Raw genomic sequence first — 21,937 nt, 5'->3', positions numbered from 1 at the left:
GTAGCAGTTGGTATTCCAGAAGCCATGTCAGCTCAGTCAGCCACAACCGGCCAAGTGCTCGAATTCGCACTCGGCGGGGAAACGTACTGCGTCAGTATCGACTACGTCACCGAGATCGTCGACGTCGGCGACCTGACGCAGGTCCCCAACGCGCCCCGCTACGTCGAGGGGGTCATGGACCTCCGAGGGCGGACGACGTCCATCGTCGACCCCAAGGTCGTCTTCGGGATCGACGACGCCGGCGCGGGCAAGCGCGTCATCGTCTTCGACCCGGATATCGTGAAGAACCAGAGCGCCGTCGGGTGGTTGGTCGACGAAGTCGATCAGGTCGTCCAGATAACGCCCGACCAGATAGACCGGTCGCCGGGCAACGACGCCGGGTCTATCCACGGCGTCGTCAAGCGCGACGAAGCGTTCGTCATCTGGGTCGACCCCGCAGTCGTCCATAGTGAAGCCTGAACGCCGGCGTTTCCGCCCGTTCGTGAACAAGACTTTTGAACACAGGCGACTCACGGTTACACAACTCAGTACCTACTCCTATCATGATCGAGCTAACGAAGACGGGCATCGACGGCCTCGACGACATCCTCAACGGCGGTATCGTGAAAGACTCGACGACGCTCATCAGCGGTAACCCCGGTGCCGGAAAGTCGATCCTCTGCCTCCAGTACATCTACAACGGCGTCGAGATGTTCGACGAGAAGGGCATCTACCTCACCTTCGAGGAGAACGAATCCGACCTCCGAGAAGCCGCCGAGTCACTCGGCTTCGATAAGTGGGCCGAATTCGTCGAAAACGGCGACATCAAGGTCTACGACAAGCAGGTGCTCCTCCGAGAGAACGACTTCTCCTCCTCGCTGGACATCCTCTTAGACGACTTGGAGGACGACCAGTACGACCGACTGGTGCTCGACTCGCTCGCGATGTTCGAGCTGTTCTTCGAGAACGAGCGCGAGAAGCGCACGTACCTGCTCAAGTTCACCGATATCCTCCGTGAGAACGGACTGACCTCGCTGCTGACCAACGAACAGGGCGCGGTGTTTCCGGACACCGAGATCGGCCTCGCGAACTACCTCACCGACGGGAACATCTACCTCATCCAGACGCCGACCGACTCCGGCGTCAACCGCTACGTCTGGGTGGCGAAGATGCGAAAGCAGAACATCGAGACGGACATCTATCCGATGGAGATCGATTGGGGCGGGCTGAAGGTCCACCAGAACGCCAGCGCCTTCTCGATGATGAGCGACGAGGACTCGCCGCTGTAAGGTCGATTTACGCGGCGTCTAACCCCGTTATTGTCGAAGAAAACGTTCGGCATTGCGTCCGAAACGGCGATATACGCGCTTTCTGTCGATTCGCATCCCGCGGCCGACCTCGCCCGCTATCACCGGCGATAGTTTTATTGTAGTCACAATATATGTTTTGATAACGATGGCTTCAGCGGATCTTCTCCAGACGTTGGGGAACAAATACAGCGCCGAGATCCTCGACGCGACCGACGAACCGGCGTCAGCCCAAGAGCTGAGCGACCAACTCGGGATCCCCATCGCTACCTGCTACCGACGCATCGACGAGCTGACCGAACACGACCTGCTCGAACTCCACGACAACATCCTCTCGGACGACCGGCGACGCATCAAGGTGTACCGCCGGAACGTCGACGAGGTCCGCGTCGACTTCGATGACGAACTGACCGTTCACGTAGAGGAACGCTCCGAGGTCACCAACAAACTCGACGAGGCCTGGCGAACGCTCTCTGCTGACCGCTGAGCGACCGTACGCACCTGATTATCAGGACGGATATTTTCGCAAGTGGATTTATTACAGGGTTTCGCATAGCCGTAGGCAGTGCCGATGATAGAACTCCTCTATGCCATCTCGACGCTGGTATTCGTCGTCGCCGGGCTCACCATGGTCGGGATGGCGATGCGGGCGTACGTCCAGACGTCCCGAAAAGCGATGCTCCATCTCTCGCTCGGATTCTCGCTGGCCGTCGCCGGGGCGGCAGCGACCATGATCAGCGCGTTCGTCAACGACTTCGAGGGCGTGAAGTCGCTCTTGCTCGTCAACAGCGGCCTGACGACCTTCGGCTACCTGTTCGTGATGTACAGTCTCGTCACCTACGACTGACGTCGATGCCCTGTCAGCTAGCGCGATAATCGACCGATACTTCGTCTCGTTCCTTTTCGATTCGAACTCTCTGCTTCGTCGTGAACGCCCGTAGTCACAGTGCGACTTCGAGAGCACGAGTTCGAGACGGTCCTCTGAGCTGGGGCGAACTCACGCGTGTCAATCTATCGTAGACGAACAGTATCAACCGTTGGAATCGACGAACGGAGACACTGGCATCGGAGGCGGAATGGACGGGATGAATTCAATTATATGCCGCATAGATGCCCTGAAAAGCCTGTTATCATTAGAGATATTTCGGGGAGAGGTATTATTACAGGTAACAGATATGGTTCTGGTAGGTCAGACAGACCTGACATAACCCATGTTCGACAAACTACGAAACGACGACGACCGCGGGCAGGTCGGGATCGGCACCCTCATCGTGTTCATCGCGATGGTGCTGGTCGCCGCTATCGCCGCGGGCGTCCTCATCAACACGGCAGGATTCTTGCAGTCGAGTGCGGAAGAGACCGGACAACAGAGCAGCGATCAAGTTACCAATCGGCTCGAAGTGGTAAATACAGTCGGTACGTCCATTGACAGTGAGAACAGCGAGGTTGACACCGTTGAAGTCACAGTGAAGAAAGCGCCCGGTGCCGCGAACATTGACATCGGCAGTACGATCGCCCAGTGGGTCGACTCGTCCGGATCCTACGACCTGACCGTCGACGAAAGTGCTGCTTCCACTTCCGATAACGACAACTACGGCGTGTCCGAGGTTCAGGACGACGACACCTCTATCTCAAGCAGTCAGGTGCTCAACGATCCATCCGACCGCGCGACGCTCACGTTCAACGTCCGAGACATCCACGGTGAAAGTGCTGACTCTACTGACGCCGCAGGTCTAGGTGAGGGTGCAACTGCGACCATCCGCCTGAACACCCAATCCGGTGGTACCACCACCGTTCGACTCGTGGTCCCCGAGACGCTTTCGGGTAACTCCGCGGTCACGCTCTAAGCCGGCGTTCTCTCTCCTTTTCCAGATAACGTCCCGACCAGCGACGGAATTATACACTTCCACATACAGTATCCGATATGTCGCGGGGGCCAGACGAACCGAAGCCGGAAGATGGGAAGATACTCTCCCCCGAAGAGCTGGATATCGCCGAGGACGAACACGTCACCGAGATCGACGAGGGCCGTTACGTCGTCTCCTCGGACGTGCGGACCGACGAGGGCAGTCTCCCCGCCTCGGCAGAACCGACACCAGAGCCGGAACTCGAACCCGAGCCGGCGACGCCGGAGTTCTCGGACGCGAACGTCCATGACTGGCTCGCCGAGCAATTGGCCGACTCCAATACCCGTTACGGGTTCGACGTGACCGCGAAGTTCGACGGCGAGGTCGACCAGCAACAGCTCACTTCCAACGACATCGTCACCGTCTTCGAGAGCTTGATGCTGTGGTACGGTCGCCGGATGGACGGCTCGACGGACGTCGAGGACGTGCTCGGCATCCTCCTCTCGGAGTCGAACGTCCCCGTGAAGTACCCGCCGGCCAGTTTCAGGGAGGCCGTCAAATCGACCGGCGTCTCGCCGGACGACACCGTCGCCGACCTGCTCGAAGCGGTCGAAGCGCGAGACGGCGCGGAGTTCTGACCGACGAGGGATTTAACACCGGTCGCCCGCCTTGGTAGTGCAGGCGATGACCCGACGGGATCTGCTGACCGGCGTCGCCCTCTTCGTCGTGGTCGTCTCGGTGGCGACGGGGCCGCTGACCGGCGTGGACGTGACCGAGCAGCGAGCCACGGAGTTCGGCGACGGGACGGCGACCGTCGGAGCGGTCACGGTCGACACGGCGGCGCTCCGCGTCACCGACGGCCGCTTCGGCACCGGCGTTTCCTACCTCCGCGTGCCGACGGCGACGGTCACGGTCACGTCGGTCTCGGACCGGCCGCGATTGGTCTATCGCGTCCTCGTGCCGGCGCTCGACGTCGAACTGACCGAGACGGCCGTCGTGTCGAAGACGGGGACGTATCGACTCGTGCCGGACGATCGGGGGATGGCACGGGGAGCGGCCGACGCATCTACCTACGACGGCACGCTGGCCGTCCGGGTTCAGAGTTTCACCACCGATCGAACCGTCTACCGCGAGAACGTGACCGTGGAGGTGGCGGCGTGACCGGCGCGCGGGACGGCCGGCGACACGCGCGGCGACTTCTCTGGTGGGCGTTCGGCGACCGACCCGGCCTCCTGCTGTGGCTCGGCGTCCTCTGCTGGTTCGGACTGACGTGGCGAGTCGGCATCTTCATCCAGGACACCTACGCGCTGGCGAACGCGCTGGTCGCGCTCGCCGATGGACACCTCCACGTCACCGAACTGCGGTACTCGCTGACGCTGGGATCGCAGCCCGGCCTCCATCAGTACGGTGGGCGGCTGTACGGGCGCAACTACGGCCAACTCGCGCTCGCCGTGCCGCTGGTCTGGGCGCTGGAGGGGCTCAGCGCTCTCGTCGCCCCGCGCCTGCTGCTCGCGTCGCTCTGGGCGGGACTCGGCCTCGCGTTCGTCGCGCAGGCGAGCCGGCTCGACGGCGTCGACCGCGAGCGGACGCGAACCGTCGGCGGCATCGTCGTCGCGCTGCTGTTCGCCGGTAGCGTGCTGACGGCGACGGACCTCCCGCGGGACCGGCTGGCGCTCGCGGCTCTCCAACTCTCGACGATGGTCGCGGCCGCGACGGCGTGTCTCGTCTGCTATCGTCTCCTCCGCGCCCTGCACGGCCAGCGGGTCGGTCTGGCCGCCGGGGTCGCCCTCGGCGTCGCCACGCCCGTCGGGTTCTGGGCGACGATCCCGAAACGGCACACGGTCGTCGCCTTGCTGACGATCGCCGCCGTCTACGCGTTCGCGGTGAGCCGACGGGCCGAGGGACGGGCGGCGATGCGCGCCAGAGCGGGCGCGTACGCGCTGGCGGGTCTCGTCACGTGGGTCCACGCCTTCGAGGCGTTCTTCCTCGTCGGGACGCTGGCCGTCGTAGATCTCTCGACCGCTCGCTCGAACCGACCCAGAGACTTGCTGGTGGTCGGCTGCGTGCTCTTGCTGGCGGCGACGCCGATGCTGGCGACGAACTACGCCATCTCCGGCAATCCCGCGAAGCCCCCGCGCCTCCTCCCGAATGCCGAGGACGGCGACGTGGAGTTCGCCCCGTCGAGCGGCGCGGACGGGGGGGTCGGTGACGGTGCGAGCGGTGACGACGGAAGTACGGGAGGCGGTGGTGGTGCAGACGGCGGCAGCGAGGGCGGCGGTAGCGCCGAGGGTGGCAGTACCGACGACGGCTCCGACGTGCCGATACTCGACAGAGTTCGGAGAGCCGCCGGACCGGCCTGGCAGTTCGTCGGCGGCGCCGTCGTCGGGGGCATCGGCGTCCTCGGTGAACCGGCCCGACTCGTCGATATCTTCGTCCGGAGCGGCCACATCGAGGGGATGCGCTACGACCTCAACGACCACGAGGTGATAGAGCTCTCCCTGCTCGAAGCGATGTCGATACTCGGGGCGTTGCTGGCGCTGCCGGTTCTCGCCGGCCGGCGAGTGCTCCGAGACGGATGGGGGTTCCTTCAGGGGGCACGTCCCCGCCGCCTCGCCCCGCGACGGCAGACCGATCTGCTCGTGGTGGCGCTGACGGTCGTGTTGACCGTCATTTACCTCCCGCGACTGCCCCTCTATAGTATGCTCACGGTCCGGTATATCCATCCGGTCGTCCCTCTGGCGCTCTACGGCGTCTGTCGCGTCCCCGCCGTTCGGACAGCAGTAACCGACGGGATGGGACGCCTGATTCGGTTCTACGCCGCGAGTCTCGCGTTCGCGCTCGCCGTCGTTCTCGGGGGGATCGCGGGTCTCGACCTGGCGCTCGGAGAGGCGGTGCAGTACCACGCGCTGTGGAACCTCGCGGCCGCGACCGCCTGTGCCGGGACCGCGCTCGGCCGAACGGTCGCCCCGGACCGCGTCTCGTCGCGTGCGGTCGCGGTCGGGCTGGCGCTGTCGGCCGGGTTCGCCACGGCCTATCTACTGCTCTCGGGACTGGTTTACTTCGAGTACGGCACCTATGCTTTCGACGTGGTTCGCGTGACCACGGCGCGATTACCCTCGCTCTGAACGGACGGGTGACGACCGGCCCGTATCGCCGTTCTACGGCGGTATCACAGGCGATAATTTACGGGACACCTTTATTTAGCTAATCGAGGTACTTCGTTTCGATAAGTCATGCCAGACGTACTGATTGCCGACGATTCGGAGTTCATGCGGAACCTCCTCCGGGAGATTCTTGAGGAGGACCACACGATAGTGGGTGAAGTCGAGAACGGGGTGGAAGCCGTCGAGGTGTACAAGGAGCAGTCGCCCGATCTCGTGATGATGGACATCGTGATGCCCATTCGGGACGGCATCGAAGCGACTGACGAGATAAAGACCTCGAACCCCGAAGCCAACGTCATCATGTGTACGAGCGTCGGCCAGGAAGAGAAGATGAAGGAGGCCGTCAAGGCGGGCGCCGACGGCTACATCACCAAACCGTTCCAGAAGCCGAGTGTAATCGAGGCTATTCAGGACGTCGTCCCGTCGTAGATGAACGTCGACATCCAGTCGCTCGGCACGTTCAACCAACTCGCACACGAGGGGGCCGAACAGGCGACCCGGTCGCTGACACAGATGACGGGCATCGACGCCGCCGTCGACGTGACGAAGATCACGCTGCTCGACCGCGAGGACGTCGGCGAGGGACTCGCCGGACAGGAGTTCGTCGGCGTTCAGTTCGGCTTCGAGGGGGTACTGGAGGGAGAGACGGTGCTGGTGTTCGATAGCGAGTCGGCCGACACCATCGCCGACGCGCTGCTGCCCGGCAGCAGCGACGACCCGGCGATGGCCGAAAGCGGCATCACCGAGATCGGCAACATCATGATGAGCGGCTTCATCGACGGGTGGGCCGACTACCTCGATTCGACGATCGACCACTCGCCGCCGACGTACATCGAGAAGACGGGCGCGAACGTGTTGCCCGAGGCGCCCGAATCCCAGGAGTACTCGCAGGTGTTCGTCTTCAAATCCGAGATCGAGTGGATGGACGAGTCGGTGAACTTCTACATCTACATGCTCCCCGAGTACGACTCGCTCGCGGACGCGATGATGCGACACGCCGACACCGACGGCGACGCCATCCCCATCGATAAGTTACAGACGTTCAACGAGATGACCACCAGCGGCACCCGGCAGGCCGCCGACAACGTCGAGATGATGACCGGGATTCCGACCGAGGCGGAGGTGACACAGCTCAGTTTCGCTCCCATCGAGGACGTTCCGCGCCAGATCGGCACCGATACCTACGTGGGCACCGTGGTCGAGTTCACCGGGACGCCCAGCGGCTACCTGATGGTGCTGTTCGACGAGCGCTCGGCCGTGACCGTCGCCGAAGCGATGATGCCCGTCGAGATGGACAGTGACGAACTCACCGAGCAACACGAGATGGCGATCGAGGAACTGGGAAACATCATGACCAGCGGGTTCGTCGACGGGTGGGCGAACGTCTTGCAGACCTCGGTAGACCACACGCCGCCGCGCCTCGTCCACGACATGGGGCGCGCCATCGTGGACCCCCTCGCGGCACAGGTCGGTCAGCACCAGGAACACGCGTTCATCATCGATTCGAAGATGCGGACCGACGACATCGAGTTCGAGGCCGAGATACACGCGCTCCCCAACGAGCGGGAACTGCGAGCGGCGCTCGACGACTTGGACGTCGAACGCGCCGATGAGACCGACGCCGACGTCGAACAGATATTCGAATAATGAAGGTCTACGACGGCACGCAGTCGGAGACGACCCGGACCGATGATCCGGAGCGCGTCAAGATCGGTATCGCCGAATACCAGGTGACGACCGACTCGGCGGTGTTGACGACCAGCGGTCTCGGCTCCTGTATCGGCGTCGCCATCTACGACGAACTGTCGGGCGCTGCCGGCTTAGTCCACGTCATGTTACCGACGGCCGAGGACGTCGAGGGCGGCAACAGGGCGAAGTTCGCCGACACCGGCGTCGCGGTGCTCGTCGAAGCGCTCGAAGCCGAGGGGGCGTCCCGCGACGGGATGCGAGCGAAGATCGCCGGCGGCAGCGACATGCTCGACTTCTCGGAGAACGGTTCGTCTATCGGGTCGCGCAACGCCGAAAAGGTCCGAGAGACGCTCGAAGCGTACGGCATCCCCCTCGTCGGCGAGGACGTGGGCGGCGACCACGGCCGCTCGCTCCGCTTGGAATCCGACACCGGGAACCTCGTCGTCAAGAGCGCCAACATGGACTCGGCGACGCTTTGATTTCGGGCGAGATCGCCGGACGGCGGCCGAGTCTCTCTTCTCGTCAGACGAACGGCAGCCACACGTCAGCCGCGAGCGCGGCGCTCAACGCCGTACAGCTGCGAAAAGCGACGACGCGCCGCTTCATCTGTGACGACTGAACGATATGTAGTTAATTCCAGTATTTCGGACACGTAGCTTGGGAAGTTATTATCAGATTTGATACGCTAGACGGTATATTGATGGTGGGCGAGAGAATCCTCACAGACGATGAGTAGTCTCGCTCTCGTGCCGACGCTACAGGCGGCTACCCCGGACGCGGTCGCACTCGTGCCCGCGTTGCTCGTGGTCCTCTCGGGGGGCCTCGTCGGGATGAGCATCAAGAGCATGTTCGATTCGATCATGTCGGACGGCGAGGGCGACGACGCGAACGAGATGAGCGGTGACAGCGGATTGATGGCTGATGACGGCGGGGACGACGACCTCGGCGGACTCGGCGGGCTAGGCGACGGCGACGACATGGGCGGGTTCGGCGACGACGAGTTCGGCGACATGGAGGACGCGAGCGGCCCGGACACGGACGAGTTAGAACACCGGCTCGACGAACTGGAGAACGAGGTCGGCTCGCTCTCCTCGACGGTCAACACCGTCCGCACGGAGAACGAGTCCATCTCCGAATCCGTCGAAGACGTCGAGGAGAACGTCCGGAAACTGCTCGACATCTACGAGATGGTCACTCGCGGGGTGAACCCCTTCGCCGACGACGTCGACGCCGGGATGGGCGGCGGCATGGGGGGCGGCGGTTCCTTCGGCCTGTTCGACGACGACGGCGACGACGAGGACGAAGAGGAGATCGACGACACCGTCGCCAACGCCGACGCCGAGGGCTTCTTCGACGAGGACCTCGTCGACGACGGCGGCGACGAGATGGCGATGGACGACGGCGACGACATCTTCGGCGACGACGACATGGGCGGCTTCGAGGACGACGGCGGGTCGTTCGACGAGGAGTTCGAGGACTTCGAGGAGACGGATGACGACATGAGCATGGACGACGGACTCGACGTGGACGAGGGGAGCGACGACGGGGACAGCGAGGGGGGCAAGTCCTTCGCCGAACTGAAAGACGAGTACGAATCCGGCGACGCCGACTGGGCCGACGGCGAGGAACCGGAAGACGAGGGCGAGTCCGACGCGGCGCTGCTGGACGACGACGCCGAGGCCGCGTTCGACGACGGCGGCGACGAGGTGGCGATGGACGACGGCGACGACACTTTCGACGACGACAGCCTCGCGGACGACGACCTCTTCGACGAGGTTATCGAGGACGAGGGCGACGACGCGTCGACCGACGATGCCGACGCCGAGTCCGACGCGGCGCTGCTGGACGGCGACGCCACGGTCGAAGCGGCCCCGGAACCCGACCCCGCCCCGGAACCGGAGCCCGAACCGGTCTCCGATCCGACGCCGGAAGCAACGGAATCGGAGCCGAGGCCGGAACCGACGACCGGATCCGCGGCCGAGGAGAGCGACGACGGCGACGACGGCAAGCCGTACCTCGATTCGGTTCCGGAGGGGTTCGCGGCCGACCTCATCGTCGTCGAGTGGCTGGAGTACCTCGTCGGACAGGCGGGCTACCGCGAGGCCGCCCGCGCCATCGACTACTACGAGACCATCGGCTGGATCGACGCTGCGGTGGCCGACGCGCTGTCGGAGTACCTTCGCGGCTTCGACGACGTGGCCGACGCCAGCGGCGGCCTGACCATCGATCACCACACCGAGAGCCTCCGGTACATCTCACAGCTCGACGAGGACAGCGGTCCCGAGGCCGTCGCGCTCTCGAAACTCGTCGGAGGTGGTGCCGATGGGCTTCAGCGTTAGCGGCTCGGCGGCCCTCGTCTTCGTCGCCATGTTCATCGGCTTCGGGATGTTCTACTCGGCGACGGCCAACGGCTTCGAGAACGTCAACGACGCCCGCGACGCCCAGGCCGATCGGACGCTCGAACAGCAAAACACCGCGATCGAGCTCACCTCCGTCGTCTACAACTCGACGGCGGACTCGCTGAACGTCACCGTCGTCAACACCGGTTCGACGGAACTGGCCGTCAGCGACGTGGACGTGCTCGCGGACAACACCTACCTCACCGGCTACCGGACCGCCGTCGAGGGCGACGAGGCGACGGATCTCTGGCTTCCCGAGGAGCGACTGGTCGTTAACGCGACCGGTCTCACGGCGGACCCGGGCCGGGCGAAGTTCGTCACCGGCCCGGGCGTCTCGGTCGTCGAGACGACGACGGAGGTGAGCTAGATGGCGAGCGTCTCGGCCTCCCACCTCATCCTCTTCATCGCGTCGATGATGGTCGCCGCGAGCGTCGCCGGCGTGTTCACCGACAGCATCGGGCAGTTGAGCAACGCCGTCTCCGAACAGGGACTCGACGTCAGCAGCGAAGTCCGCACCGACATCGAGGTCATCTCCGACGCCGGGAGCGACGCGATTTACAACACCAGCGGTAACGACAACATCACGCTCCACGTCAAGAACACCGGCTCCGAGGACCTCGGGGCCGAACCCGGGCAGATGGATCTGTTCGTCGACGGGCAGTACGCCCGGACGTTCGGCGTCACGCTCTTAGACGACGGCGTCGTCTGGCGGCCCGGCACGGTCGTCCGCCTCGAGATCTCTCACTCGCTGTCGCCGGGCGACCACCGCGTCAAGGTCGTCGTCAACGGCGACGAAGAGGTGTTCAAATTCCGAACATGAGTCTCGCAAACAGCGATCTGTTCTCGCTCGGACTGGACGATCACGACCGACTGAACAAGGAACTCGGCGGCGGCATCCCGCCGGGCAGCATCATCCTCGTCGAGGGCGACTACGGGGCCGGGAAGTCCGCGATGAGTCAGCGCTTCACCTACGGCCTCTGTGAGGAGGGCCACGACGTGACCTACCTTTCGACGGAGCTCACCGTCGGGAGCTTCCTCGACCAGATGCACTCGCTGTCCTACGACATGGTCGACCACCTGCTCGATGAGAACGTCCTCTTCTTGCACGCAGACATCGGGGACTCGAACACGTTCTCCGGCGGCGACGAGCAGAAAGAGCGCAAGGAACTCCTCAAACGCCTGATGGAGGCCGAAGTGATGTGGGACGCCGACGTCGTCGTCATCGACACCTTCGACGCTATCCTGCGGAACGACCCCAAGTTCGAGGCGCTGGTCCGACAGAACGACGAGCGACAGGCCGCGCTGGAGATCATCTCCTTCTTCCGGGATATCATCTCACAGGGGCGATGTGTCATGCTGACCGTCGACCCCTCGACGCTCGACGAGGAGGCGATCGGCCCGTTCCGGGCCATCGCCGACGTGTTCATCGAACTGGAGATGATCGAGGTCGGCAACGACGTGCGCCGGCAGATCAACGTCCTCCGATTCGCGGGGATGGGCGAACAGGTCGGCGACACCGTCGGCTTCTCGGTCCGGTCGGGTACCGGCATCGTCATCGAATCGCGGAGCGTCGCATAGGGGGTTCCAAGATATGACAGACCACGGCCGCGCGAAACCCTCGGACGAACTTCGACAGCTAGCCGCCCGGCGGCCGCACCTGCGGGACCACCTGAAGAAGTTCAAGCAGATCACCGGAGAGTTTCCCATGCTCATCGAGGAGGCCGACGGCGACTACGAGTCCAACCGCCCCAACGTCCTCTACCCCGTCGGCGGCCCCATCTTCTGTCACATCTACGGCGACATCGGGCAGGATATGAAGTACTACGCCATCGAACCGGAACTCGACCAAGAAGAGGGCGTCGTCTTCGATAAGGTCCGCAACCGCCTGCTCCAGAAGAGCGTCAACAAACCCGCCCCCGAGAGCGAGGCCGAGTACGACGACCGGATCGAGGAACTCCTCCAGGAGACGACCCGCATCCGCAACGAGGACGGCGACAGCGGCGTCCTCACGCGCCTGTCGAATCTCGCCGACGTGGGCAGCGTCGAGGTGACCCAGTCGACCTACGAGAACATCCTCTATCGCCTGAACCGAGACATCGTCGGCCTCGGGCCGCTCGAACCGGTGATGCGCGACCCGGCCAACGAGGACATTCACGTCATCGGCCGGAGCGAGTGTCACGTCGACCACGGCGTCTACGGCATGCTCGAAACCACCGTCGAGTGGGAGAGCGAGCAGGCCTTCGACCAGTGGCTCCGCAACATGGGCGAGCGGATCGGCGACCCGGTCTCCGACTCGGACCCCATCGTCGACTCGACGCTGCCGGACGGGTCGCGGCTGAATCTCATCTACTCCGACGACGTGAGCGTCAAGGGGCCGTCGCTCACCATCCGGCAGGGCGACGAGGTCCCCCTGTCGGTCTTCCAGATCACGAAGTGGATGACCCTCTCGCCGGAACTGGCGGCGTACCTCTGGCTCTGTCTGGAGAACGAACAGACGGTGTTCGTCGTCGGCGAGACGGCGTCGGGCAAGACGACGACGCTGAACGCCATCACGTCGTTCATCCCCGACGACGCCAAGATCTACACCGCGGAGGACACCGCCGAGGTGCTGCCGCCGCACAACACCTGGCAGCAACTGCTCACCCGCGAGGGCGAGGACGAGGGGACCAGCATCGACATGTTCGACCTCGTCGCCGCCGCGCTGCGGTCCCGGCCCGACTACATCATCGTGGGCGAGGTTCGTGGCGAGGAAGGGCGCATGGCGTTCCAGGCGGCCCAGACCGGCCACCCCGTGATGCTGACCTTCCACGCGAGCGACATCGTCTCGATGATTCAACGGTTCACCGGTGAACCGATCAACGTCCCCGAGACGTTCATGGACGTCGCCGACGTCGCGCTGTTCCAGAACCGCGTCAAGCAGGGCGACCGCGTCCTGCGCCGCGTCACGAGCGTTCAGGAAATCGAGGGCTACTCCAAGGAGATGGACGGCGTCGTCACCCGACAGGTGTTCAACTGGGACCCCGTCGAGGACGAGATCGTCTTCCAGGGGATGAACAACTCCTACGTCTTGGAGGAGCAGATCGCGACGCTGCTGGGCTACGAGGACACCCGCGACATCTACGACGACCTGGAGTTCCGCGCGAACATGATCGAACGCGCCATGCAGGAGGGTATCTTGGGGTATCACGAGGTCAACGACTTCATCTCTGACTTCCAGCGCGACGGCGTCGAAGGCATCCCGTTCAACGTCTCGAAGCCCAACTGATGGCCCAGAGCGAAGCCGAGAACGGACTCGACCTGACGATCACCGAGACTGTTCAGGGGCTAGTGGAGTCGTATCGCCAGATGACGATTCCGCTGGAGCGGTACCTCCTCTTCATCCTCCTGCCGTCGGCGGGCTTTTTCGTCCTCTCGGTAGTGGCCGCGCTCCTGTTGGACCAGCCGCTGATGATTCGCCTTCCGATCCCCCTGCTCGGGTTCCTGGCGATGTCGGCGGCGCTGTTCTACCCGAAGATCCTGCTCAGCCAGCGCAAGCGCGAACTCAACAACCGATTTCACCTCCTGATCACGCACATGACGGTGCTGGCGACGACGAAGATCGACCGCATGGAGGTGTTCCGCACGCTCGCCCGCGAGGAGGAGTACGGCGAACTCGCGATGGAGATGCACCGCATCACCCAACTGGTCGATACGTGGAACCAGAGCCTCGACGACGCCTGTCGCCGTCGCGCGAAGGAAGTCCCCAGCGACGCCTTCTCGGATTTCCTGGACCGCCTCGCCTACACCCTCGGCGCGGGCCAGTCGCTCGACGACTACCTCATCTCCGAGCAGGCCCAGATCATCCAGCACTACACCACCGTCTACAGCAGTTCCCTCGACAGCCTCGAAGTGATGAAGGACCTCTACCTCTCGATGATCCTCTCGATGACGTTCGCGCTGGTGTTTGCGGTCGTCCTCCCGGTGCTCACGGGGACGAACCCGACGATGACAGTCAGCGCAGTCATCGTGATGTACATCTTCGTCCAGTCGGGCTTCTACCTCGCCATCCGGTCGATGGCCCCCTACGACCCGCTGTGGTTCCACCCCGAGGAGTACCCCTCGCCCATCGAGGAGCGCCTCGATAAGGCGATGTACGTCGGCGTCGGCCTCTCGGCGGCCCTCCTGTTCGTCACGCTGGGCGGGATGTTCGGCGTCACTCCCATCGGCCTGAACGACCTCCTCTTCTTCTTAGACGAGGTCCCGCTGCCGTTCTACGCCGTCGTCCCCATCACCCCGATGCTGATCCCCGGCATCGTCTTCCGGCAGGAAGAACAGCGGGTGAAGGCCCGCGACGACGAGTTCCCCAGTTTCATCCGCGCGCTGGGTGCCACCGAAGGCGCGAAACAGTCGACGACGGGGATGGTGCTGCGGACCCTCCGCAAGAAGGACTTCGGCCCGCTGACCGAGAACATCAACGACCTCTACAAGCGGCTGAACATGCGCATCGAACCGACCGCGGCGTGGCGCTACTTCACCGCCGACTGTCGGTCCTACCTCATCCAGACCTTCTCGGAGATGTACCTCATCGGCCGCGAGATGGGCGGCTCGCCCAAACAGCTAGGTGAACTCATCGCCGCCAACATGAACGAGGTCCTCCAACTGCGTCAGAAGCGCAAACAGGCGACGACGACGATGGTCGGCCTGCTGTACGGGATCACCGCCGCCTCCACCTTCGCCTTCTTCATCGGCCTGCAGGTCGTCAACATCCTCGCGCAGATGTCCCTCGACCTGAACGCCGGCAGCCGCCTCGACGTGAACTCGCTCATCAACACCGGCGTCTACGACATCCCCCTCATCGAGTTCCTGCTGGTCATCATCATCATGTTCTCGGCCATGCTCTCGGCGCTGATGATCCGCACCGTCGACGGCGGCCACAAGGCCAACACCTACCTTCACTTCGTCGTGCTCTCGTGGATCGGCGGCGTCACCGGGACGTTCACGAAGTGGCTGGTGACGCAGTTTCTCGCCATCTAAATTTTTACTTCGGGGGGTCGCCGACGGCGACCCCCGCTCGCAAAAATTTAGTACAAAAAGGCCGGTCGTTCGCTCCGCTCACGACCGGTAAACCGGCGGCTTCGCCGCCGGATGCTACTGCAGGCCTGCCCTTCCCCGTTTTCGTGAGCGGAGCTCTGACGGTGGGTCGCTCGGACGCGACTCTCGTCGCGTCACTCGCTCCCGGCCCGACATCGGTCGGTCCACCATCCTGACCGCGACGCGAGAGTTTCGGTATCACATCGCTCCCCTCGCTCGGTTCGGTTGCAAGCCGGTGCGGTAAGCGTCGTGGTCTCTGAGATGAATCAATGGTCGAGACGTACGTCCTCGGACTCGTGTTGCTGGGGGCCGTCGCGTTCGCGGCGGCGGTGCTCCCGGAGCTGCTCGCCGAGCGCTGGGCGTCGCCGCCGCTGTTTTTCGTGGCATTCGGCGCGCTCGCGTTCTCGGTCCCCCACGGGATACCCGCGCCCGACCCCATCGTCCACGGCGACATCGCCGAGAAGTTGGCGGAGTTCGTCGTCATCGTCTCGCTGATGGGTGCGGGACTGAAACTCGACCGGCCGTTCTCGCTCCGGACGTGGGCCTCGACGTGGCGGTTGTTGGCCCTTACGATGCCGCTGACCATCGCGGGCGCGGCGCTGCTGGGCTGGTGGTCGCTGGGGTTCGTCCCCGCGACGGCGCTCCTGTTGGGGGCCGTTATCGCCCCGACGGATCCAGTGTTGGCCTCAGACGTGCAGGTCGGGCCGCCCGGCGAGGGCCACGACGCCGCGGACGAGTCCCACGAAGCGCGGGAGCACGAACACGAGACGCGCTTCGCGCTCACCTCCGAGGCCGGCCTCAACGACGGGCTGGCGTTCCCGTTCACCTACGCCGCCATCCTCGTCGCCGGGTCCGGCTTCGCCGGGGCCGACTGGCTGGGGAAGTGGGGCGGGATGTACGTCGGCTACAAGATCCTCGTCGGCGTCGTGAGCGGTCTGCTATTGGGCTATCTGTTCGCGCAACTCCTGTTCCGGTTCTCGCCGACGACGCGGCTCGCCGAGGCGGTGGAGGGCGCGGAGATACTGGGCGGCACCCTCCTCATTTACGCGATAACCGAACTCGTCCAGGGGTACGGCTTCATCGCCGTCTTCGTCGCCGCGCTGTTGGTCCGGCACTACGAGCGCTCTCACGACTACAACCAGGCGCTCCACGACTTCTCCGAGGTGACCGAGCGCCTGGCGATGGCCGTCCTGCTGACGCTGTTCGGCGGCGCGCTCGCCACCGGGCTGCTGTCGCCGCTGACGTGGGAGGTCGCCGCCGTCGGGTTGGTGCTCCTGTTCGTGCTCCGACCGCTCGCGGGCGCGCTGGGTCTCGTCGGGTCGCCGCTGGAGCGGAACGAGCGGACGACCATCGCGTTCTTCGGTATCCGCGGCATCGGCTCGTTCTACTACCTCGCGTACGCCCTCAACAAGGAGACGTTCGCCCAGTCGGAACTGCTCTGGGCGCTCGTGGGATTCGTCGCCCTCGTCTCCATCGTCGTCCACGGGATCGCCGCCACGCCGGTCATGGAGCGGCTCGCGCGTCACGACGACGCGTAGGCGAAGACAGGATAAGCCGTCCATTGACGAGAGAACGAAGGCGAGAATCGGAAGCCGGAGAAACCGGCCGAATTCGTAGAGACGTTCTACAGGAATACCCACATTCCGAGGGCGATAACGAATAGAAATGCGAGAATCGGGGTGAGAAATTCACGAAAAATCCCTATCGGCGCTCGAAGCGTCGCTCTCAGTGTTCGCAGTTGCCGAGAAAGAAATCCGGCGGATCCAGAGTTCGCGTTCGTTTCGTGCTCTCTCCCCGGTTGCTCTTCGGCATCTACCGATCCATCGAGAGCCACGTCGGGACTAGATTCGTATTCCGGTTCCGGAGTTGTCCCATAGGTTTGAGCGCGGCTGGAATTCAATGGGGTTGGATGACCGGTGCTGGTATCTGGGAGTTCATCTCTTCGTGCTGGTCTAAGAGTCGTCCCCCCGCAGTCCCGGCACTCTCTGGGGTTTTGCGTGTGTAGTTTGCCACATCGCCCACAGACCCAATTCATCGGCATGTGGTTTCCTGTCCTCTGGCAAATAATTGTCTATTAAATCGGAAATGTGAATTGCCAGTATACGATGATTCCGCTGCGGATGCGATAATTTTGCGCTATCGCTGGCGCTCACCGATTCACGCGAAAGAAAGGGGAAAGTGAGGGTTTCGTCCGTCTCACGGCGCTTCGCGCCGTTCGACCTGTAAGAGACTTCTCGCTACGCTCGAAGTCTCTCTAGTCGTCCGCGGGCGCGGCGTCGCCGCCCTCTTCGTGCTGCTTCTTCGTGTGGGGCAGCTTGCCACCGGCGGCGAGGATCTCGCGTTCGCGCTCGGAGGCGTCGAGCGAGGCCGAGGCCTCCCAGTCGTCGTTGACGCGGATGGTGAACTCCTCCTGGCCGGAGCGGACCGCTTCGGCCACGTCGTCGACGATCTCGACGTCGTCGCCCTGCTCGATCTGCTCGTAGGTGTCCTCGTCGATTTCGAGGGGCACGATGCCGAAGTTGAAGAGGTTCGCCTTGTGGATGCGGGCGAAGCTCTGGGCGAGGACGGACTCGATGCCGAGGTACATCGGGCACAGCGCCGCGTGCTCGCGCGAGGAGCCCTGGCCGTAGTTCTCGCCGGCGACCAGCACGCCGCCGTCGGACTCCAGCGCGCGCTCCGCGAACGTGTCGTCGACGCGCGAGAGCGTGAACTCCGAGAGCTTCGGGACGTTCGACCGATACATCAGGATGTCCTGCGTGGCCGGGATGATGTGGTCGGTCGTGATGTTGTCCTCCATCTTCAGCAGCGCTTCACCGCCAACTTCGGACTCGAGGGGGTCCTTCAGCGGGACGTCGCCGATGTTCGGCCCCTTGATGAGGTCGTCGTCGACGGCCTCGTCGGGGGAGATGAGGTCCGACTCGGAGTTGCCGATGTACTCGTCGGGCATCTCCAGGCCGGGCGCTTCGAGGTCGCCGAGCTCGTCGGCGAGGTCGCGCGGGTCGACGATCTCGCCCTTGATGGCCGCCGCGGTGGCGACCTCCGGCGAGCAGAGGTAGACGTTGTCGTCCTCGATGCCGGAGCGGCCCTCGAAGTTGCGGTTGAAGGTCCGCAGCGAGACGGAGTCGCTTGCCGGGACGTGACCGATGCCGATACAGGCACCACACGTCGCCTCGGAGAAGTTGACGCCGGCGGCCATCATCTCCGCGGTCCAGCCCTGGCGGGCCAGCATCTCAGAGGCCTGCTTCGAACCGGGCGCGACGATCATCTCGGTCTTCTTGTCGATGTTGCGACCTTCGAGCATCTTCGCGCCGGGGAGGATGTCCTCGTAGGCGCCGTTCGTACAGGAGCCGATGATGACCTGCTCGACGTCCGTGCCGGCGACTTCCGAGACGGGCACGACGTTGTCGGGCATCGACGGCTCGGCGATGAGCGGCTCGAGGTCCGAGAGGTCGACGACGATCTCGTCGTCGTACTCGGCGTCCTCGTCGGGGCCGATCTCGACGTGCGCGTCCTCGCGGCCCAGCCGGGAGAGGTAGTCCTCGGTCTGCTCGTCGGTCGGGAAGATCGAGGAGGTCGCACCGAGCTCGGTCCCCATGTTGGTGATGGTCGTCCGCTCGGGGACCGTCAGCGTCTCGACGCCGGGACCGGTGTATTCGAGCACCTTGCCGACGCCGCCCTTGACGGAGAGACGGCGGAGCAGCTCGAGGATGACGTCCTTGGCGGTGGCCCACTCGGGCAGTTCGCCCTCGAGTCGGACGTTGACGACCTCGGGCATCTCGATGTAGTACGCGCCCCCGCCCATGGCGACGGCGACGTCGAGGCCGCCGGAGCCGATGGCGAGTTCGCCCAGGCCGCCGGGGGTCGGCGTGTGGGAGTCCGAGCCGAGCATCGTCTTGCCGGGTTCGGCGAAGTTCTCCTTGTGGACGTTGTGACAGATGCCGTTGCCCGGACGCGAGAAGTGCGCGCCGAAGGTGCCGGCGGCCGAGCGCAGGAAGCGGTGGTCGTCCGTGTTCTTGAAGTCGAACTGGTAGGTCTGGTGGTCACAGTACTGGGCGGCCAGCTCCGTCTGGACCTCCTCGAGACCCAGCGCCTCGAACTGCAGCCAGACGAGCGTGCCGGTCGTGTCCTGTGTGAGAACCTGGTCGATCTCGATACCGATCTCCTCTCCGGGTGTCAGCTCCCCTTCGACGAGGTGGTCGTCGAGAATCTTTTCCGTGAGCGTCTGTCCCATAACGTCCGACAATCGACGGTCCGCGCGTATAAATCCCGCGTATTCCGCCCTATTTTTCATCTACCGATACCCGCGCCCGGTTTCGGTTTCTGCCGGTCGAACGGCAGGGTTTTCGCGGTGGCACGCCGAGCGCCACCATGTTCAAGAGCGGGCAGTTCGTCGCCGATAGACTCGGTGACGTGCGCGACGGGCAGGTGCAGCCGAACGGTGTCGACCTCACGCTCGGTGCGGTGTACGAACAGGTCGAACCCGGTCGCATCGGGAAGGATGGGAAGACCGTGGGCGAGCGCCGGGAAGTCGAGCGGGAGGACGGCGTCTACGCGCTTTCCCGGGGCGGCTACGTCGTCGAGTACGCCGACCGCGTGGTCATCCCGGAGGGACACGTCGGCTTTCTCTACCCCCGGTCGTCGCTGCTTCGCAATTCCTGTATGCTCGATACGGCGGTGTGGGACGCCGGCTACGAGGGCCGCGGCGAGGGACTCCTCGAAGTCCACCACCCGATCGAACTCGAAGCGGGCGCGCGCATCGCCCAACTCGTCCTCGCGGAGGCCGCCCACGAGGGGACGTACGAGGGGAGTTACCAGCGGGAGAACCTGGACTAGTTCCCCGTGCGGGCCCCCGCGACACGGCAGGCGTATCTTTATGTGTCACTATCGGGTAGTACCACTCGGTATCGCGGAGATGTCGACCGATCTGTGCCTCTGACAGCCCGTAGATCCGACCTCCGGCACCGCTTTCGCGTCGGACGGTCGTCTGCCGGCGTTTTATGCCGGTGCCGGCCCGACTCCCACACATGATAGCGGATTTTCACGTGGAATCGGCGTGTCTCCGGCGAGCGGGTGAGACGGCCGACGGCGTCTCGATACAGCGTCTCCACGCGCGCGAGCAGCGATGCCGACTCGACCTCTGGGTCGGCGAGTCCGACCGGCGCGAGGTCGAAGCGGCGATCACGGGCGAGGAGGGCGTACGGGAGGTGACGCACGTCGGCGCGGAGGCCGGCGGTCACTGGTTCGTCGTCGCGACGACGGACGCGGCGTTGCTGTCCGTCGGGCGCGCGCTCTCGTCGTCCGACGGGATGTTGGTCCACGCCGACCGGACCGACGAGGGGTGGGCGGTCCGAGCGCGGTTCGCCGACCGGAGCACCGTCATCTCCTTTCGCGAAGCGATCGTCGCAGACGGCGTGACCGCGGATTTCCGAAGCGTCATCGCGGACGACGACGAGCCGTCTACGGACTTCGGCGTGACCGCCCCGCAGCGAGAGGTGCTGTTGCTCGCGTCGGATTCGGGCTACTTCACGGTCCCGCGGGACGCCTCCCTCTCGGACCTCGCGGCGCGACTCGACATCTCTAGTCAGGCGGCGTCCGAACGTCTCCGACGGGGGACCGGGACGCTCGTCAGCAACACGCTCGCGTCCCCGCACCGACCCGTCGTCGGATCGCGGCACCCCTGACTGACCACTCTCCCGCGGAGAGCCGCGCTTTCGGGCTGTTTCACGTTCTGAAACCACCCGTACCCCGTTATACCGTCCGAGGGAAATAGGAACGGTATGAATTCGGACGAGGGGACAGTGTACATGATACGGGGCCGCGCCGCCGCCGAGGGCGGCGACGAGTGGGTCAGTCCCGAACCCGCGGCCGACGTGATCACCGACGCCGTCGTGGCCGCGACGGACCGCACGGCCGACGAGATCGACGCCATCGAGGCGTACGTCGACGCCGACGAACTCCGGGCCGTCCTGGGTGACGGCGACAGCGAGACGATCACCTTCGACGTGGAGGGCCACGACGTGACCGTCACGGCCGACGGCGAGGTCACCGTGAGCTGAGAGAACCCACATACCTTTGGCCAGCGGCGACCTTAGCAGCGGTATGACACGCGTCGCGCTCATCGCCCACGACGACGAGAAACCGGAGATGATCGACCTCGTGCGGGAGTACGAGGACGTCCTCTCGCCGTTCGACCTCGTCGGGACGGGCACGACCGGCAAGCGCATCATGGAGGAGACGGCCCTCGACATCGAGCGCAAGCAGAGCGGGCCGCTCGGCGGCGACACCCAGATCGGCGCGGAGGTCGCCGACGACCGGATGGACGCCATCGTCTTCCTTCGGGACCCGCTGACCGCACAGCCCCACGAACCGGATATCTCCGCGCTGCTCCGCATCTGTGACGTTCACGACGTGCCGATGGCGACGACGCGTACCTCCGCCGAGTACGTGCTGGACGGTCTCGCGGCCGACGGGAGTGAGTAGGG

The 21,937-nt window shown here is 64.4% G+C and carries 23 protein-coding genes; 22 read left to right on the top strand and 1 reads right to left on the bottom strand.

Going from position 1 to position 21,937, the window contains the following annotated elements; translation table 11 throughout:
* The first annotated feature begins 24 nt into the window (after positions 1 to 24).
* The 18 genes from GO488_RS08615 (at position 25) to GO488_RS08530 (ending at position 16,993) form a co-directional block, all read left to right on the top strand.
* Positions 25 to 459 (top strand): chemotaxis protein CheW, encoded by a 435-nt coding sequence (locus GO488_RS08615; protein WP_162317348.1) that lies wholly within the window; start codon positions 25 to 27, stop codon positions 457 to 459.
* A gap of 83 nt (positions 460 to 542) precedes the next feature.
* Positions 543 to 1,268, top strand: a complete 726-nt coding sequence (locus tag GO488_RS08610; RefSeq protein WP_162317347.1) for an RAD55 family ATPase — start codon at positions 543 to 545, stop codon at positions 1,266 to 1,268.
* 166 nt (positions 1,269 to 1,434) lie between these two features.
* A complete protein-coding gene (locus GO488_RS08605) occupies positions 1,435 to 1,773 on the top strand; it encodes a winged helix-turn-helix domain-containing protein (RefSeq protein WP_135305681.1) in 339 nt (112 codons plus the stop codon).
* A gap of 84 nt (positions 1,774 to 1,857) precedes the next feature.
* Positions 1,858 to 2,133 (top strand): DUF7521 family protein, encoded by a 276-nt coding sequence (locus GO488_RS08600; RefSeq protein ID WP_162317579.1) that lies wholly within the window; start codon positions 1,858 to 1,860, stop codon positions 2,131 to 2,133.
* A 364-nt stretch (positions 2,134 to 2,497) separates the two neighbouring features.
* Positions 2,498 to 3,133: an archaellin/type IV pilin N-terminal domain-containing protein gene (locus tag GO488_RS08595; RefSeq protein ID WP_162317346.1), complete on the top strand. Its 636-nt coding sequence runs from the start codon at positions 2,498 to 2,500 to the stop codon at positions 3,131 to 3,133.
* Between the two features lie 77 nt (positions 3,134 to 3,210).
* Complete coding sequence (locus GO488_RS08590; protein ID WP_162317345.1) at positions 3,211 to 3,771, top strand: DUF7500 family protein; 561 nt, start codon at positions 3,211 to 3,213, stop codon at positions 3,769 to 3,771.
* Positions 3,772 to 3,817: 46 nt separating this feature from the next.
* Complete coding sequence (locus tag GO488_RS08585) at positions 3,818 to 4,294, top strand: hypothetical protein (RefSeq protein ID WP_162317344.1); 477 nt, start codon at positions 3,818 to 3,820, stop codon at positions 4,292 to 4,294.
* Entirely contained in the window at positions 4,291 to 6,258 is a 1,968-nt protein-coding gene (locus GO488_RS08580) for a hypothetical protein (RefSeq protein ID WP_162317343.1), read from the top strand. The genes GO488_RS08585 and GO488_RS08580 overlap by 4 nt, the downstream gene beginning before the upstream one ends.
* A 108-nt stretch (positions 6,259 to 6,366) precedes the next feature.
* Positions 6,367 to 6,726: a chemotaxis protein CheY gene (gene cheY / locus GO488_RS08575; RefSeq protein WP_162317342.1), complete on the top strand. Its 360-nt coding sequence runs from the start codon at positions 6,367 to 6,369 to the stop codon at positions 6,724 to 6,726.
* Positions 6,727 to 7,944 carry a chemotaxis protein CheC gene (locus GO488_RS08570; protein WP_162317341.1) on the top strand — a complete coding sequence of 406 codons (1,218 nt, stop codon included), beginning with the start codon at positions 6,727 to 6,729 and terminating at the stop codon, positions 7,942 to 7,944.
* On the top strand, positions 7,944 to 8,465 hold the full coding sequence (locus tag GO488_RS08565) for a chemotaxis protein CheD (RefSeq protein ID WP_162317340.1): 522 nt from the start codon (positions 7,944 to 7,946) through the stop codon (positions 8,463 to 8,465). The genes GO488_RS08570 and GO488_RS08565 overlap by 1 nt, the downstream gene beginning before the upstream one ends.
* A 249-nt stretch (positions 8,466 to 8,714) precedes the next feature.
* Entirely contained in the window at positions 8,715 to 10,325 is a 1,611-nt protein-coding gene (locus tag GO488_RS08560; protein WP_162317339.1) for a FlaD/FlaE family flagellar protein, read from the top strand.
* Entirely contained in the window at positions 10,309 to 10,752 is a 444-nt protein-coding gene (arlF, locus tag GO488_RS08555; RefSeq protein WP_162317338.1) for an archaellum stator protein ArlF, read from the top strand. Before GO488_RS08560 ends, arlF begins: the two co-directional genes overlap by 17 nt.
* On the top strand, positions 10,753 to 11,205 hold the full coding sequence (gene arlG, locus GO488_RS08550) for an archaellum stator protein ArlG (protein WP_162317337.1): 453 nt from the start codon (positions 10,753 to 10,755) through the stop codon (positions 11,203 to 11,205).
* Positions 11,202 to 11,963, top strand: coding sequence for an archaellum protein ArlH (gene arlH, locus GO488_RS08545; protein ID WP_162317336.1), 762 nt, complete (start codon positions 11,202 to 11,204; stop codon positions 11,961 to 11,963). Before arlG ends, arlH begins: the two co-directional genes overlap by 4 nt.
* A gap of 13 nt (positions 11,964 to 11,976) precedes the next feature.
* On the top strand, positions 11,977 to 13,650 hold the full coding sequence (locus GO488_RS08540) for a type II/IV secretion system ATPase subunit (RefSeq protein ID WP_162317335.1): 1,674 nt from the start codon (positions 11,977 to 11,979) through the stop codon (positions 13,648 to 13,650).
* The gene (gene flaJ, locus GO488_RS08535) at positions 13,650 to 15,398 is read left to right on the top strand and encodes an archaellar assembly protein FlaJ (protein ID WP_162317334.1); all 1,749 of its coding nucleotides are present in this window, start codon (positions 13,650 to 13,652) and stop codon (positions 15,396 to 15,398) included. Before GO488_RS08540 ends, flaJ begins: the two co-directional genes overlap by 1 nt.
* Positions 15,399 to 15,724: 326 nt before the next feature.
* Complete coding sequence (locus GO488_RS08530) at positions 15,725 to 16,993, top strand: cation:proton antiporter (RefSeq protein WP_162317333.1); 1,269 nt, start codon at positions 15,725 to 15,727, stop codon at positions 16,991 to 16,993.
* Positions 16,994 to 17,709: 716 nt separating this feature from the next.
* On the opposite strand, the gene GO488_RS08525 is transcribed toward GO488_RS08530, so the two are convergent.
* Positions 17,710 to 19,686, bottom strand: a complete 1,977-nt coding sequence (locus GO488_RS08525; RefSeq protein ID WP_162317332.1) for an aconitate hydratase — start codon at positions 19,684 to 19,686, stop codon at positions 17,710 to 17,712.
* Positions 19,687 to 19,823: 137 nt separating this feature from the next.
* Here GO488_RS08525 and GO488_RS08520 point away from each other — a divergent pair, with 137 nt between their 5' ends.
* From GO488_RS08520 to GO488_RS08505, 4 genes are all read left to right on the top strand, one after another.
* On the top strand, positions 19,824 to 20,288 hold the full coding sequence (locus GO488_RS08520) for a deoxyuridine 5'-triphosphate nucleotidohydrolase (protein WP_162317331.1): 465 nt from the start codon (positions 19,824 to 19,826) through the stop codon (positions 20,286 to 20,288).
* A gap of 191 nt (positions 20,289 to 20,479) precedes the next feature.
* Complete coding sequence (locus tag GO488_RS08515; RefSeq protein WP_162317330.1) at positions 20,480 to 21,136, top strand: helix-turn-helix domain-containing protein; 657 nt, start codon at positions 20,480 to 20,482, stop codon at positions 21,134 to 21,136.
* A gap of 96 nt (positions 21,137 to 21,232) precedes the next feature.
* Positions 21,233 to 21,511 carry a HalOD1 output domain-containing protein gene (locus GO488_RS08510; protein ID WP_162317329.1) on the top strand — a complete coding sequence of 93 codons (279 nt, stop codon included), beginning with the start codon at positions 21,233 to 21,235 and terminating at the stop codon, positions 21,509 to 21,511.
* A gap of 43 nt (positions 21,512 to 21,554) precedes the next feature.
* Entirely contained in the window at positions 21,555 to 21,935 is a 381-nt protein-coding gene (locus GO488_RS08505) for a methylglyoxal synthase (RefSeq protein ID WP_162317328.1), read from the top strand.
* Positions 21,936 to 21,937 lie beyond the last annotated feature (2 nt).

It is taken from the genome of Haloarcula limicola (assembly GCF_010119205.1).
In the GTDB taxonomy this organism is placed as follows: Archaea; Halobacteriota; Halobacteria; order Halobacteriales; family Haloarculaceae; genus Haloarcula; species Haloarcula limicola.
The sequence above is the reverse complement of the archived record's forward strand: the minus strand, read 5'-3'. Positions and strand labels throughout refer to the sequence as shown.

Excerpts from the sequence above, each read along its gene's own strand:
- GO488_RS08540 (WP_162317335.1), top strand. The coding sequence starts at position 11,977 with ATGACAGACCACGGCCGCGCGAAACCCTCGGACGAACTTCGACAGCTA.
- cheY (WP_162317342.1), top strand. The coding sequence starts at position 6,367 with ATGCCAGACGTACTGATTGCCGACGATTCGGAGTTCATGCGGAACCTC.
- GO488_RS08600 (WP_162317579.1), top strand. The coding sequence starts at position 1,858 with ATGATAGAACTCCTCTATGCCATCTCGACGCTGGTATTCGTCGTCGCC.
- arlG (WP_162317337.1), top strand. The coding sequence starts at position 10,753 with ATGGCGAGCGTCTCGGCCTCCCACCTCATCCTCTTCATCGCGTCGATG.
- GO488_RS08605 (WP_135305681.1), top strand. The coding sequence starts at position 1,435 with ATGGCTTCAGCGGATCTTCTCCAGACGTTGGGGAACAAATACAGCGCC.
- GO488_RS08520 (WP_162317331.1), top strand. The coding sequence starts at position 19,824 with ATGTTCAAGAGCGGGCAGTTCGTCGCCGATAGACTCGGTGACGTGCGC.
- GO488_RS08570 (WP_162317341.1), top strand. The coding sequence starts at position 6,727 with ATGAACGTCGACATCCAGTCGCTCGGCACGTTCAACCAACTCGCACAC.
- GO488_RS08530 (WP_162317333.1), top strand. The coding sequence starts at position 15,725 with ATGGTCGAGACGTACGTCCTCGGACTCGTGTTGCTGGGGGCCGTCGCG.
- GO488_RS08505 (WP_162317328.1), top strand. The coding sequence starts at position 21,555 with ATGACACGCGTCGCGCTCATCGCCCACGACGACGAGAAACCGGAGATG.
- GO488_RS08585 (WP_162317344.1), top strand. The coding sequence starts at position 3,818 with ATGACCCGACGGGATCTGCTGACCGGCGTCGCCCTCTTCGTCGTGGTC.
- GO488_RS08560 (WP_162317339.1), top strand. The coding sequence starts at position 8,715 with ATGAGTAGTCTCGCTCTCGTGCCGACGCTACAGGCGGCTACCCCGGAC.
- arlH (WP_162317336.1), top strand. The coding sequence starts at position 11,202 with ATGAGTCTCGCAAACAGCGATCTGTTCTCGCTCGGACTGGACGATCAC.
- GO488_RS08595 (WP_162317346.1), top strand. The coding sequence starts at position 2,498 with ATGTTCGACAAACTACGAAACGACGACGACCGCGGGCAGGTCGGGATC.
- GO488_RS08565 (WP_162317340.1), top strand. The coding sequence starts at position 7,944 with ATGAAGGTCTACGACGGCACGCAGTCGGAGACGACCCGGACCGATGAT.
- GO488_RS08615 (WP_162317348.1), top strand. The coding sequence starts at position 25 with ATGTCAGCTCAGTCAGCCACAACCGGCCAAGTGCTCGAATTCGCACTC.
- GO488_RS08525 (WP_162317332.1), bottom strand. The coding sequence starts at position 19,686 with ATGGGACAGACGCTCACGGAAAAGATTCTCGACGACCACCTCGTCGAA.
- arlF (WP_162317338.1), top strand. The coding sequence starts at position 10,309 with ATGGGCTTCAGCGTTAGCGGCTCGGCGGCCCTCGTCTTCGTCGCCATG.
- flaJ (WP_162317334.1), top strand. The coding sequence starts at position 13,650 with ATGGCCCAGAGCGAAGCCGAGAACGGACTCGACCTGACGATCACCGAG.
- GO488_RS08515 (WP_162317330.1), top strand. The coding sequence starts at position 20,480 with ATGATAGCGGATTTTCACGTGGAATCGGCGTGTCTCCGGCGAGCGGGT.
- GO488_RS08610 (WP_162317347.1), top strand. The coding sequence starts at position 543 with ATGATCGAGCTAACGAAGACGGGCATCGACGGCCTCGACGACATCCTC.
- GO488_RS08510 (WP_162317329.1), top strand. The coding sequence starts at position 21,233 with ATGAATTCGGACGAGGGGACAGTGTACATGATACGGGGCCGCGCCGCC.
- GO488_RS08590 (WP_162317345.1), top strand. The coding sequence starts at position 3,211 with ATGTCGCGGGGGCCAGACGAACCGAAGCCGGAAGATGGGAAGATACTC.